The sequence below is a fragment of the Mycobacterium shunyiense genome, assembly GCF_058270075.1.
Genome location: NZ_JBZDPU010000005.1, coordinates 390,270 through 402,683 on the forward strand (window position 1 = coordinate 390,270; position 12,414 = coordinate 402,683).

A 12,414-nucleotide genomic window follows, 5' to 3' on the forward strand; every position below is an offset into this window, starting at 1 on the left:
AGCCCGCATGCCCGGTCACCGGGTTTGAACTCCTTGCCCTTTGAGATGCCAGGGCCGCCAGGACTGCCCGCCTGGGGCATGGCCGCTCCGATGTCGTGGGCAACGATGTCGAGATGCATTGCCACAACAGGCGATTTGCTTCTCTGACCGAGCGGGGGCGTGGCTGCCCGATTTGGCTTGGACCCATACTTGACAGGCGTATGAGACAGGGTGTCCCATGTACATACGGAATGGGACTCGCAGTCTCGGTAAATCGGCCACGGTGATCAACCGTCTAGGAGAAATGACGTCATGGCATTTGCGAAGGCGGTCAGTCGCTGGCGGGACGCGATGAACGTCCGTGGCGACGCGGGCTATTGCACGAGGCTGGAAACCCTCTCGGCAGGGTCAGTGCGCCGGAACTTCACCCCCTACCTGGACATTCCGTGGGATTCGCCGGAGTTCAAGGTGATCGAGAACGACCCGCGCTGGGTACTTGCGGCGGACAGCGACCCAATTGGGATGAGCCCGTGGTATCAGGCGCAGCCGCTGGAGAAGCAGATCGCGATCGGCATGTGGCGTCAGGCGAATGTCGCCAAAGCCGGCCTGCAATTCGAGAACATGCTGATCCGAGGAATCCTGAATTACACCTTCTGGGTTCCCAACGGCAGCCCCGAATATCGGTACTGCCTGCACGAGGCGGTCGAAGAGTGCAACCACACCCTGATGTTCCAGGAGATGGTGAATCACGCGGGCGTGGATGTTCCAGGTTTGGCCCGGTGGCTCAGATGGTTGCACTCACTGCCTCCGCTGTTCGCGAGTCCGATGCCGGTGTTCTTCTTCATGATGGTCCTCTGCGGCGAGGAGCCGATCGACCACATGCAGAAATCCATTCTGCGCGAGGGTAAACCGATACACCCCATCATGGAGCGCGTGATGGCGATCCACGTCGCCGAGGAAGCCCGGCACATCTCATTTGCCCACGAATTCCTGCGTCGGCGGATCCCGGAGATGCGGCGGCTCAACCGATTCGGGCTGTCGATCATCTATCCGCTCAGCTTCCGTCTGGCGGCCACGCTCATCGCGAAGCCGCCGCGCTCCTTTTGGCGTGAGTTCGACATCCCACGCTCGGTGAAGAAGGAGATCTACTGGCGGGCACCTGAATCCAGGGCGATGCTCCGTGAGATCTACGGCGACGTGCGGATGCTCGCCGTTGACACCGGCCTGATGAATCCGATCGCCAAGATCCTGTGGCGGGTTCTGCGAATCGACGGTCCGGCGTCGCGTTACCGGAGCGAACCCGCGCGCCAAGCGGTCAGCGTGGCTTGATCGACGAAACCCCCTCCGCCGGATTCGCTGGGCGGGGATAGAGGGACGGCGGAAGGCACATCTTTTAGGATTCGGCTCGTGCTATCCCGCCCAGCGTCCATCAGTGACGAGACGATTGCCAATGTGGTCGCCGTACACTGGCTGCCCCAGATCTCCGACATCAGTTATTTGCCATGGGGTTTCGGTGCGCACCACTGGCGGGCGAGCGGCGGCGGCACCACACTGTTCGTGACGTTGGACCAGTTGGAACCCCGACACACCAGATCGTCTCTCGAGGCTGCTTACGCCGGGGCCGCCGCCCTTGCCGCCGCCGGTTTGGGCATGGTGTGCGCACCGCTGCCGGCCCGCTCCGGACGGTTCACCGTCGATGTCGGGACCAGTGCGCTCAGCGTGACGCCATGGCTGCAGGGCAACAGCCCAACCGAGGCACAGGCCCGCGAACCCCAGCACGCCCGCCAAGTGGTTCTGGCTCTGGACGCGCTGCATCGCGCCGTTCCACCTGAGGCACTGCGGCCATGGACCCCACAGGTCGGGCCGTCGTTCGCCGACGAATTGCGAACGCGTACCGCCGAGCCCTGGACGAGCGGTCCGCTGGCAGAGAAGGCGCGGCTGGCGCTCGATGCGCACATTGAACCGATTCAGCGCTGGACCGAGCGCTACCTGAACCTGTCCGAAACAGCCTGCTCCCGACGCGACACATGGGTGCCGACGCATGGCGAGCCGCACAACGACAACCAGGTCGTGACCGCCGACGGGGTCCGGCTGGTCGATTGGGAGTCGCTGGCTCTTGCACCGCCCGAACGTGACTACGCCGACCTGGTCGCTGTGGCACAGGACCTATTGCGGCCCGACCCCGCGATGTTAGAGCTGTTCGCACTGGACTGGCGGCTCTCCGAAATCGCTGAGTAAGCAAGGTGGTTCGCCGCTGCGCATATCGGCTCCGAAGACGACCACACCGCCCTGCAAGGGTTGTACGAAGAGTTGACCGAGGGTAGGAGTTAACCCATGCCACTCATCAAATCCGTTCCGCCACAACATAATACGTCACAGTGACGAATATCGCCCCTGGCCCTGATTTTACGGGAAGGGGATAGGAGGGATCGCAGAAGGCAACTGGATCTGGGGAATCGCGGCCGGCAACTCGATCTGGGGCACATCGGCCGGCAGCTGAGCCCGCGGGATGTCGCTCGGCAGCTGGACGGTAGGCACGGCGCTGGGCAACGGGACCTGTGGAATGTCACTCGGATACGGGAACGGTGGCATGTTGGCCGGGACGGGAAGTGTTGTCACGGGATCATCCGATGCGACCGGCCAGCCCGGGTCGCCAGAGCACCCGGTGGCGAGCGCCACGGCGGCCATCATGGCCAGCAGCGGCGCAACTCGCCACCGAGTCCGCCTCACTCCAACAGCCATCTGGTCAGCCCCTTGCATTCACTGACAACGCTATCACCGGCCGCGCGCTCGCGGCTGCCGCTGGAACCTTCGTTCCAATCCGGCGCGGCCGAAAGCGCCTGCGCTGCAATCGAATCTGCCACACGGGCACCAGAAGAGAAATCGTCACTGTGACGTAACTGCAGAGTCGTGCCCAGGGGTGGCCAGGGGCGTCAGCGGCCGTCGTCACCGATCGACCGGCGCGAGTACCGGCGTGCATATCCGAGGCGTCGACGTGTGGCGACCGGATCCTTTGCGGCACGGCCGGCGCCGCGACGCTTGTGCGGTTTACACATCGCGCAGCCACGCCACGAACGAGACGGATGATGGTTGGGCATGAGAAGCTCCCGGAAACGACTCCGCAGGCAAGGCGAAGAGATCGACTGTACGCGGCGCCGGCGGTTGCGTATCGCCAGGTTGATTATGTACCGATAAGCGACATTATGTCAGGTTGAGTACGCCGTTTTCATCAGATGAATCAGCATCCGTCTCCGAGACCATCAAGTTCCTGGCCTCTGTCGAGCGGAACTGATCGACACGTCGCCGTCCCTGCGGCCGTCATCGTTGTAGAACAGCTCCATTCCATCACCCCCATCTCGACCCGCACGTCCAGGCGAAAGCCGTTTCACGGGCGACAACCCTACGATGTGAAGAGTTCGTGGAGATGCTGATCGATTGCGGCGAGGGCCTCCCCCGGATTGATGACCTCCAGGTCGAGAAGGGGTGTCAGGCCGGTCAACGCAAGGATGCGGTCGGTCTCGGTGTTCACGTCGCGATGACGGGCGATCTCCCCATCCGTAATCGCTTGCGCGATAATCACTTTGACCTGCTCCCGTCCCTGGCGTAGACCCTCGCGCGTGTGATCGCGAATCGTGTTGTCGTGCAGTGCTTCGAGGACGTAGGCGGCATTCATTCGGCTCGTCGCGCGCGCATCGTCATGCAGCGGCAGCATTTCGGTGAGTATCAGCCGCAGGACGTCTCGCGGATGCGGCACCGCGCCGAGCGCCTCCAGACCACGCGTCACTCGCTGAGCAGTCTGTTCGGCAGCGAAGTCCATCGCGAAAGAAAGCAACTCCTGACGACTCGCGAAGTAGTGCTGGAGTTGGCCGTGTGACATCTCGGCCTCCGCCGCCACCTCACGCAGACTCAGCCGCAGAACCCCGCGTTGATCCACTACCCGCCACAGGGCGCGAGCGATGGTTTCGCGGCGTTCTCGGTGGTCGACCTGTTTCGGCAACGCACACCCCCTTTTCGTTATTACCATACATCTGACATAATACAACTGACTTGGAAAGGTATGGTGCGAATGACCAGTCAGCCAAGGAACGTCGAACCACTCACTGAGGACCGCGACCGGGCGAGCCGGAGGGAGGTTGGCGGCGCGCCGCACGCCCTCCCCGGCGAGTGCACCCGTTTCGAGTTGGGGAGCGCGCGATGACCGCATTCACCGAACCCGAGCTGGCGGCAGCATATTTCGCGGCCTACGACGCGGTGATGGCCAATTGGCCTATGCCGGCCGAGACGGTAGATCTTCCGGGACGTTACGGAACGACTCGGGTCACCTCCGCGGGCCCGACCGCAGCGCCGCCGCTGGTACTGCTCCACGGATACAGCGGCACGTCCGGAATGTGGTATCCGGTAGTCGGTTCGCTGGCCGAGGAGCACCACGTGCGGGCCGTGGACACCATGGGCGAACCCGGCCGCAGCCGACACACCGGCGCCGCCTTGACCAGCATGGACGATCTGGTGGACTGGCTGGCGGAAACTTTCGATCTGCTCGAGCTGCCCGCCGCCGACCTGTGCGGCCAGTCCCTAGGCGGGCACCTCGCGCTCCGGTTCGCGCTCGCCCATCCCGAACGAGTGCGGCGGCTGGTCCTGCTCGATCCACCCCTGGCCTTCGTCGGGCTCAGCCCCGAGTTCGAGGAGCTGGGCCGGAACCGCGACCCGCACCCGACTTTCGAGGAGGCTCGCGCGATGCTGACACCGGGCGCCCCCGGCAGCGGACCGGCGCATCTGGAGGCCTACCTAGACCTGCTTGCTCACGGAGCCGCGCACTTCCCGGCCTCGCCGATCGTTCACCCCCGCCTGCCAGACGGCCTGACGCACCTGCCGGTCCCGACCCTCGTCGCACTGGCCGGGGCGAGTCAGGTGCACGATTCGGAGGCAGCAGCGGAAACCGCACGGCATGCCGGAGCGCACACGGTGATTCTCCCCGGCGCGGGACACGGTCTCTTGGCCGACGTCGAACCCGTCCGCAGCCTTGTCCTCGAACACCTCCGGCGGAGGGACTGGCCGACCTGCCACCGCGACAGTGGACCCACCTTATGAGCGCGATTGCTGGTGGTGCAGCAGCCGGCACCAGCTGTCGCTGAAATTCTTGTTGATGACGTTCCTGCGGTTTGCGTGGACGATGTCCGCCATGGCCGTCGTGGTAACTGCGCCGAACCTGAGTCGGCGCATCGCTTCACCGGGTGAAATATGGCGAAATCGAATATGGAGGGTCACCCGGCATACACATATGGAACTCGTTATCCCGTTGTCCCCTAGCGCATTTCGTTGGAATCACCGGTCGCTCGTATTTCGACCCAGCAGGTCGCGTTCCAGGAAATCTCGGAAGATTCGCGCGAGATTCGTCGCGATTGGGTCGGAGCAATCACCGAGTCGGTTCCCGAGTTGAAAGGCCTCATTGACAACGGCCCGACGTGGCAGCTCAGCGCGGACCTCGTCGCCAAATTCCGTCTGTACCCGTTCCCTGATCGACTGGTCGATGCCGTTTCTACGGTCGAAACCGGATAAAACCACACCACACCACCTGAGTGGATGCGTTCGTTGGATACGCTCAACTCTGTCACGAGCCTCGCGGGCTTTGCGTACCGCATCAAGGGTCGGAGTGATCGGCGCGTACGCAACATCACCTAGATGCATTGCCAGGGCTTCCAGAGAGCCAGTGCGGCCGCCAGTGTCAATTAGGACAACCTCATAACGACCAAAGATGCCGGCCTCATCAAAGATGGCCCGCAACAATCCGGTGTCCGATACGCCGAAACCCGCAACACGGCCTAAGGAAGCACCTGCAGGCAGCAAATCGATGCCGGGCCATCTAGTTTCAATGATCTCCTCATCGATTCGCTTCGCGCCCTTGTCGGGATTCCCCCAAAAACTGATATCGGCAGCCTCAAGCACTGACCCCAAGCCGGTCGAATGCTGCGACACTCCAAAGTGGTTAGACAGGTTTCGCTCTGGGTCTGCGTCGACCAACAACGTCGAGATCCCGGCACGCGAGGCCTCTCCCGCCAGCATCATCTGCCATAGCGTTTTCGCTGTTCCGCCTTTACCTGAAAGCACCAGCACCGAAACAGCTACCATTGTGAGCCTCTATGCAACGCCTGACTCACCTCGCCGTACTCCCCCCATCGTGGTCGCGCTCTTGCCGGACACCACCCGTTCTCAGCTTGTATCTCGAACAGCGGATATCCCTTCGTCACCCGATGCAAGCGGACATCACGGCGGGCTGATCGGAGCCTTGATCCTATGTGGTGCTCACAACACGAGCATTTCCTCCCGGCTTCTGGCGAGAATCCCCTGGCCAGGTCCATGCCTACTTCCATCGCGCGCACAGAGCCATAGAAGTCGTTGGTGTGGCAGTACACGCGCACTGCTTGCGCGGCGGCCTGACCACTCAAAGCGGCCCGACTACTCGAGGACATCACCTGGGGTGCACACTATGACGTGGCTCTATCCGCAACAGTATTCAAAGTCGAACTTGGCGTCTCCGATGTGGATCACGGTTACTACGCCGATCACACGCTGACCGTGGCCCGCCATCCCAGTGAGACCGATGAGCGGATGGTCGTGCGGTTGTTGGCGTTTGGGCTACGCGCTCACCGACTCAGCGACATCGACGGTGAGTTGGCGTTCGGGGCGGGCCTGTCCACCCCTGGCGTACCGGACTTGCGGCTCGCCGACTACACCGGCCGGATCCTGGAGTGGATCAACGTCGGCCAGCCCGACGAACGCGTGTTGGGCAAGGCCGCCAGTCAGGCCGACCAGGTGCTGCTGTTCCCGTTCGCCGCTGGCGTGGCGACCTGGTGGCGAACCGTCGGACCCAAAGTGGCGGGCCTGGCGAACCTGTCGGTGGTGCAGATACCGCACGCACCGGTCCAGCATCTGGCCCAGACTGTCGATCGACGAGTCTCGGCGCAGGTGATGGTGATCGAAGGTCAGGTAACGATGACCGTAGGCGGAGTCGACGTCACCTTCACTCCCGAGCCATTGCAGTGAGCGTCTGAGCCCGAGCTGCTGGTCGATGGCGTTGGCGCCCACCCTCTAATGGTCCGGGTGAGTAACCGCGCGTAGGTCCAGCTGAGGTATCCCGGAAAAGTCAGCTGGGTTGCACGTGTACAACGGCACACCATGCGCGACGGCGCTGGCCGCAATGAGCGCGTCATAGGCCCGCGCGGCGGGTTTGCGGCCCGAAGTACGCAACGCTGCAGCGACACCCCCAAATGCCCGCGCACTCTCGGCGTCGAACGGAAGGACCTCGAAATCCGCCTCTGCCTGCTGCAGGTGCTGCTGCCGCGCACTACGTTCCGCATCCGTCTGCGCCACATGCGGCCCGACGGACAGCTCAGCGAGGGTTACCGCACTGATCACGGATTCGTTTGGCAGCTCGTCCGGATCCGCCAGGCGGCCGAGCAGAATCACCGTGGACGTGTCGAGCATGCCCCGTGACTGGTCGGCCGGCCCTGTCACAACGCTGGGTCCATCACGCTGTCCACATCTGAACGCAACGTCTCCACGTCCACGAGCGGCAGGTTTCGGCGACGGCGAATCAGTTCAGTCGGACTGACACTACGACGCGGTAGCGGGCTCAGCTCGGCCACCGCCGTGCCATCACGCGTCACCACGATCCGCTCACCCCGTTCCACCCTGCGCAGCACTTCCCCACCGTGGTTGCGTAGGTCGCGAACTGTCACTACCTCGGTCATGCATCAAGCGTATCACCGGTGAGACACACCTGCGGAGGTCATTGCAAACCCGTTCGACACGTTGGTCATATGGCCGCGTTGCCATGGTTACGGGTCCAGAATTTCTCGCTCCCGCAGTACCTCCGCCCAGCGCCCAACAGCCGTGCTGATGTTGCGGTCGAAGATCGACCAACGGCTTTGATGCCCGAAGCAGTTATGCAACGTCGTGACATATTCCGTCAGTGTGTCGATGTCGTCGATTGCGGCGAGGTATCGGCAGGTCTTGTCGTATTCGATGAGCAAGTTGTTCTCGACTGCATATCGCACTAACTGCTCAGTAGTGCTTATCCGTTCCATCTCAGCCAGAGTCAGGTCGAAACCGTCGCAGAGAGCTGCGGCGAACTGCCGCATGTCGGTGCCATGCCCGAACCGCACCTCGTATGGCAAATCAGGTACCAAATGTTCCCAACGATGTTGCAGTAGTGAACCTTTGAGCGGATGCCCCGCTCGCTCGTATCCGGGGCACGCGGCATCGATCTCAGCCGATCCGATGCCCACGTTGACGAAGAATCCATGCCACGACATGGTCCCGTTGTGCCGGTCGCCCTGAAAGTTGATCACGTCATAGAGCGGTCCCCGTTTCCGCTCGAAGGTGGGGCCGGCCACGTCGAATCCACGCGACCGCAGGAAGGGTCCGACGTCGGCGGAAACCATCGCTTCGTAAGCCCGTCGCAATGATCCGACGGCCATCCCCTCGCCCATGCCCCAAGGCTAGGTCGTCGGCGCAGACCCTCCGCGCACCAATTTCGAGGCGCAGTGCGCTACACGCCGCCGCGGCGCAGCATCCGACCCTGCGCGGTCTTGAAGTCAATCTTATTGCCGCGCAACCAGGTACCTTTCACCACACCGGCCAGTGCCCGTCCGTCGTATGGGCTGATCGGGTTCTTGTGGTGCAGCTTGTGCACGTCGACGACCTGCGCCGAGTCGGGCTCGAAGATCGCGAAGTCGGCGTCGTAGCCAAGCGCGATCTTGCCCTTGTTGTTCAGTCCGGCGAGCGCGGCGGGTTTGGCCGCCATCCACTCGAGCACCTGCGTGAGCTTTATCCCGCGACGCTTGGCCTCGGTCCAGATCAGCGACAGGCCGAGCTGCAGTGACGCGACACCGCCCCAGGCAACGCCGAAGTCACCGTTCTCGACGTCCTTCAGGTCGACCGTCGACGGTGAGTGGTCAGACACGATGCAGTCGATCGTGCCGTCGAGAAGGCCCTGCCACAGCAGCTCACGATTCGACGCCTCACGGATCGGCGGGCAGCACTTGAATGCCGTTGCGCCGTTGGGGATCTCCTCGGCGAGAAGCGTCAAGTAGTGCGGGCACGTCTCGACAGAGATCTTGACGCCGTCACGCTTTGCGGTCGCGAGCATCGGCAGTGCATCCGACGACGACAGGTGCAGGATATGCGCGCGGGCACCGGTCCACCGAGCACGCTCGATGACCTCGGCGATCGCCACATTCTCGGCGCCGCGCGGCCGCGACGCGAGGAAGCGTTCGTACCGGTCCCCCTCGGCTGTGGGGGCATGGTCGATGGCGCGAGAGTCCTCGGCGTGCACGATCATCATGGAGTCGAAGTCGGCCAGCACGGCCATGTCCTTCTCCATCTCATCCGCGTCGAGATGCGGGAACTCGTCGACGCCGGAGTGCAGCAGGAAGCATTTGAAGCCGAACACGCCTTCGTCGTGGAGACCGCGCAGATCGTCGGTGTTGCCCGGAATGGCGCCGCCCCAGAAACCGACGTCGATGTGCGTCTTGCCCGATGCCGCCGCACGCTTGGCGTTGAGGGCTTCGACGTTGACCGTCGGCGGGATCGAGTTCAGTGGCATGTCGATCAGCGTGGTCACACCGCCCGCCGCCGCTGCGCGGGTAGCGGAGTCGAACCCCTCCCACTCGGTGCGGCCCGGCTCGTTGACGTGCACGTGCGTATCGACCAGGCCGGGGATCATGACCTGCTCGTCGGTGAGTTCGACGATCTCCGCGCCGGTGAGACCACTCCCCAGCGGCTCGATCGCGACGACGCGACCGTCGCGGATGCCGATCTCGCGGGCGACGATTCCCGCCGTCGTCAGCGTGCGTTCGCCTCGGACCACCAGGTCGAATTCAGGGTGGTTCAGCGTCTCGGGCGCATCGGTGGTCATCGGCAGCTCTCCATGACTAGCAGCATAATTCCTCATCGTGGAAATGAAACTCCACCCTTCGGGCAACTCTAAGTGTGAGCGTTGACACAGTCAATCGCGCCAAAAGCTTGACAGTGGGTGCCTGGATGCGACCTACTTACTAAATTCGTGGAATATTACTTCCACATAATGGAATGCATGCGCCGACGTTGAGCGTCGTCGCACTGACCGTGACAGGCTTATCCATGACCACAGAGTCCACCGGGCTCATCGGCGACTCCAGTCGTACCGATGCGACCCCGTTCGCCGACGTGAGCCCGTTGTTGTACAACGCCGATCTCGCGCCCACCGAGCGCGAAGGCCGACGATGGGGCGCGTACAACATCTTCACCTTGTGGGCGAACGACGTACACAGCCTGGGGAACTACTCGTTCGCCATCGGCCTGTTCGCGCTCGGCCTGGGTGGGTGGCAGATCCTGCTGGTCCTCGGACTCGGCGGCGCGTTCCTCTTCCTCCTGCTCAGCCTCTCCGGGTTCATGGGAGAAAAGACCGGAGTCCCGTTCCCGGTGATGAGCCGCATCTCGTTCGGCATCCGCGGCGCGCAGATCCCCGCCGTCGTCCGCGGCGCGGTCGCGATCGCCTGGTTCGGCATCCAGACGTACCTCGCGTCGGTGGTGCTGCGCATCTTGATCGTGGCACTCGCTCCGTCGGCGGCGACCCTCGACTCGAACAGCTTCCTGGGGCTGTCGACGCTCGGATGGATCTCGTTCGTCGGGTTGTGGGTCATCCAGGTGGTCATCGTCAGCTACGGCATGGAGATGATCCGCAAGTACGAGGCGGTCGCCGGTCCGGTCATTCTGATCACGATGGTCACACTCGCGATCTGGATGCTCAACAGCGCCGACTGGGCCATCGCGTGGACCACGCCCGACTCGCTGACCGGCGTCGACATGTGGCTGAAGATCGTGGGCGGCGCCAGCCTGTGGGTTGCGATCTACGGTACGTTCGTCCTCAACTTCTGCGACTTCACCCGTAACGCGACGTCGAAGCGGGCCATCGTGAAAGGCAACTTCTGGGGCATCCCCCTGAACATGCTGGTGTTCGGCAGCATCGTCGTCACCCTGGCCGGCGCTCAGTTCCGCATCGACGGACGCATCATCGAATCGCCTGCCGACATCGTCAAGGAAGTGCCGAATACCCTGCTGCTGGTGCTCGCGGGGCTCGCGCTGCTGATCCTGACCATCGCGGTGAACCTGATGGCGAACTTCGTCGCCCCGATCTATGCGCTCAACAACCTGTTCCCGAAGCACCTCAACTTCCGTCGCGCAGCACTGATCTCGGCGGTCATCGGCCTGGTGATCCTGCCCTGGAACCTGTACAACTCCCCCGCCGTGATCAATTACTTCCTCGGCGGCCTCGGCGCCATCCTCGGGCCGTTGTTCGGCATCATCATGGCCGACTACTGGCTGGTGCGTCGTTCCAAGATCAACGTTCCCGCCCTGTTCTCGACCGATGCGCTCGGTGAATACCACTACGCGAAGGGCATCAACGTGCGTGCGGTGATCGCCCTCGTCATCACGGCGGTAGTGGCACTCCTGCTCGCGTTCGTTCCGGCGTTCAGAGTTGTCTCGGAGTTCTCCTGGTTCATCGGCGCAGGACTCGGTGCGATCGTGTATCTGGTGGTCGCAGACCGCCGAGGTCCGTTCCACGACATCTCCGGCGATCCCATCGCCGTGGCGAGCACGCACTAGACAGGGCCCCATGAGAATCCTCATCGCCAACGTCAACACGACGGTCTCTATGACCGATGCGATCGCCGAGTCGGCACGCGGTGTCGCGTCGCCGGGTACCGAGATCGTTGGCATCACACCGCGTTTCGGTGCGGACTCGTGTGAAGGGAACTTCGAGAGCTATCTCGCGGCCATCGCGGTCATGGACGCGATCACGTCGTACCCCGAGCCGTTCGACGCAGTGATTCAGGCCGGCTACGGCGAGCACGGTCGGGAAGGTCTGCAGGAGTTGCTCGACGTCCCGGTGGTCGACATCACCGAGGCAGCCGCGTCGACGGCGATGTATCTGGGACACAAGTACGCGGTCGTCACCACGCTCGACCGCACCGTCCCGCTGATCGAAGACCGGCTCAAGCTCGCGGGACTCGACGCGCGATGCGCGTCGGTGCGGGCATCAGGCCTCGGTGTGCTCGAACTCGAGTCGGATCCGGACCGGGCGGTCGAGGCGATCGTCCGCCAATCGCGAGAGGCCGTCGAGAACGACCACGCCGAAGTGATCTGTCTCGGCTGCGGCGGCATGGCCGAGCTCGAAGCCAAGGTGCGAGCCGCGACCGGCGTCCCGATCGTCGACGGAGTCCGCTCGGCGGTCACCATCGCCGAAGGGCTGGTTCGGATGGGTCTGTCCACGTCGAAGGTGCGGACCTACGCGACTCCGCGCAAGAAGAAGGTCATCGGCTGGCCAATCCAGTTGTAGGCCAACCACATACGACGAGGCCGGGCACCTGATCAGGGGCCCGGCCTCATCGTATG

13 protein-coding genes are annotated in these 12,414 nt (G+C 63.3%); 6 read left to right on the top strand and 7 right to left on the bottom strand.

What is annotated here, in order from left to right; all coding sequences use genetic code 11:
- Positions 1 to 291: 291 nt before the first annotated feature.
- Together AC4ELH_RS04210 and AC4ELH_RS04215 are read left to right on the top strand one after the other, a co-directional pair.
- Complete coding sequence (locus AC4ELH_RS04210) at positions 292 to 1,308, top strand: AurF N-oxygenase family protein (protein ID WP_498883296.1); 1,017 nt, start codon at positions 292 to 294, stop codon at positions 1,306 to 1,308.
- Positions 1,309 to 1,386: 78 nt separating this feature from the next.
- On the top strand, positions 1,387 to 2,217 hold the full coding sequence (locus AC4ELH_RS04215) for a phosphotransferase (RefSeq protein ID WP_498883297.1): 831 nt from the start codon (positions 1,387 to 1,389) through the stop codon (positions 2,215 to 2,217).
- Between the two features lie 168 nt (positions 2,218 to 2,385).
- Here the strand turns inward: AC4ELH_RS04215 and AC4ELH_RS04220 are convergent, their stop codons facing one another.
- Positions 2,386 to 2,721 (bottom strand): hypothetical protein, encoded by a 336-nt coding sequence (locus AC4ELH_RS04220; protein WP_237165858.1) that lies wholly within the window; start codon positions 2,719 to 2,721, stop codon positions 2,386 to 2,388.
- A gap of 658 nt (positions 2,722 to 3,379) precedes the next feature.
- Entirely contained in the window at positions 3,380 to 3,976 is a 597-nt protein-coding gene (locus tag AC4ELH_RS04225) for a TetR/AcrR family transcriptional regulator (protein ID WP_498883298.1), read from the bottom strand.
- Positions 3,977 to 4,173: 197 nt separating this feature from the next.
- On the opposite strand from AC4ELH_RS04225, the gene AC4ELH_RS04230 reads away from it, so the two are divergent.
- Entirely contained in the window at positions 4,174 to 5,067 is an 894-nt protein-coding gene (locus AC4ELH_RS04230; protein ID WP_498883299.1) for an alpha/beta fold hydrolase, read from the top strand.
- Between the two features lie 234 nt (positions 5,068 to 5,301).
- Here the strand turns inward: AC4ELH_RS04230 and AC4ELH_RS04235 are convergent, their stop codons facing one another.
- Positions 5,302 to 6,105 carry a ParA family protein gene (locus tag AC4ELH_RS04235; protein WP_498883300.1) on the bottom strand — a complete coding sequence of 268 codons (804 nt, stop codon included), beginning with the start codon at positions 6,103 to 6,105 and terminating at the stop codon, positions 5,302 to 5,304.
- 363 nt (positions 6,106 to 6,468) lie between these two features.
- On the opposite strand from AC4ELH_RS04235, the gene AC4ELH_RS04240 reads away from it, so the two are divergent.
- Positions 6,469 to 7,020 (top strand): YaeQ family protein, encoded by a 552-nt coding sequence (locus AC4ELH_RS04240; RefSeq protein WP_448447425.1) that lies wholly within the window; start codon positions 6,469 to 6,471, stop codon positions 7,018 to 7,020.
- A 45-nt stretch (positions 7,021 to 7,065) separates the two neighbouring features.
- Here the strand turns inward: AC4ELH_RS04240 and AC4ELH_RS04245 are convergent, their stop codons facing one another.
- The 4 genes from AC4ELH_RS04245 to allB all read right to left on the bottom strand — a co-directional run bounded on the left by AC4ELH_RS04245 (position 7,066) and on the right by allB (position 9,895).
- Positions 7,066 to 7,461, bottom strand: a complete 396-nt coding sequence (locus AC4ELH_RS04245; protein ID WP_498883301.1) for a type II toxin-antitoxin system VapC family toxin — start codon at positions 7,459 to 7,461, stop codon at positions 7,066 to 7,068.
- 26 nt (positions 7,462 to 7,487) lie between these two features.
- The gene (locus AC4ELH_RS04250; RefSeq protein ID WP_448447430.1) at positions 7,488 to 7,727 is read right to left on the bottom strand and encodes a type II toxin-antitoxin system Phd/YefM family antitoxin; all 240 of its coding nucleotides are present in this window, start codon (positions 7,725 to 7,727) and stop codon (positions 7,488 to 7,490) included.
- 87 nt (positions 7,728 to 7,814) lie between these two features.
- Positions 7,815 to 8,468, bottom strand: a complete 654-nt coding sequence (locus AC4ELH_RS04255; protein ID WP_498883302.1) for a DUF4304 domain-containing protein — start codon at positions 8,466 to 8,468, stop codon at positions 7,815 to 7,817.
- 59 nt (positions 8,469 to 8,527) lie between these two features.
- Positions 8,528 to 9,895, bottom strand: coding sequence for an allantoinase AllB (gene allB, locus AC4ELH_RS04260; protein WP_498883303.1), 1,368 nt, complete (start codon positions 9,893 to 9,895; stop codon positions 8,528 to 8,530).
- A gap of 224 nt (positions 9,896 to 10,119) precedes the next feature.
- On the opposite strand from allB, the gene AC4ELH_RS04265 reads away from it, so the two are divergent.
- On the top strand, positions 10,120 to 11,625 hold the full coding sequence (locus tag AC4ELH_RS04265; protein ID WP_448447436.1) for an NCS1 family nucleobase:cation symporter-1: 1,506 nt from the start codon (positions 10,120 to 10,122) through the stop codon (positions 11,623 to 11,625).
- A gap of 10 nt (positions 11,626 to 11,635) precedes the next feature.
- Positions 11,636 to 12,358 carry an aspartate/glutamate racemase family protein gene (locus tag AC4ELH_RS04270; RefSeq protein WP_498883304.1) on the top strand — a complete coding sequence of 241 codons (723 nt, stop codon included), beginning with the start codon at positions 11,636 to 11,638 and terminating at the stop codon, positions 12,356 to 12,358.
- The last annotated feature ends 56 nt before the right edge of the window (positions 12,359 to 12,414 follow it).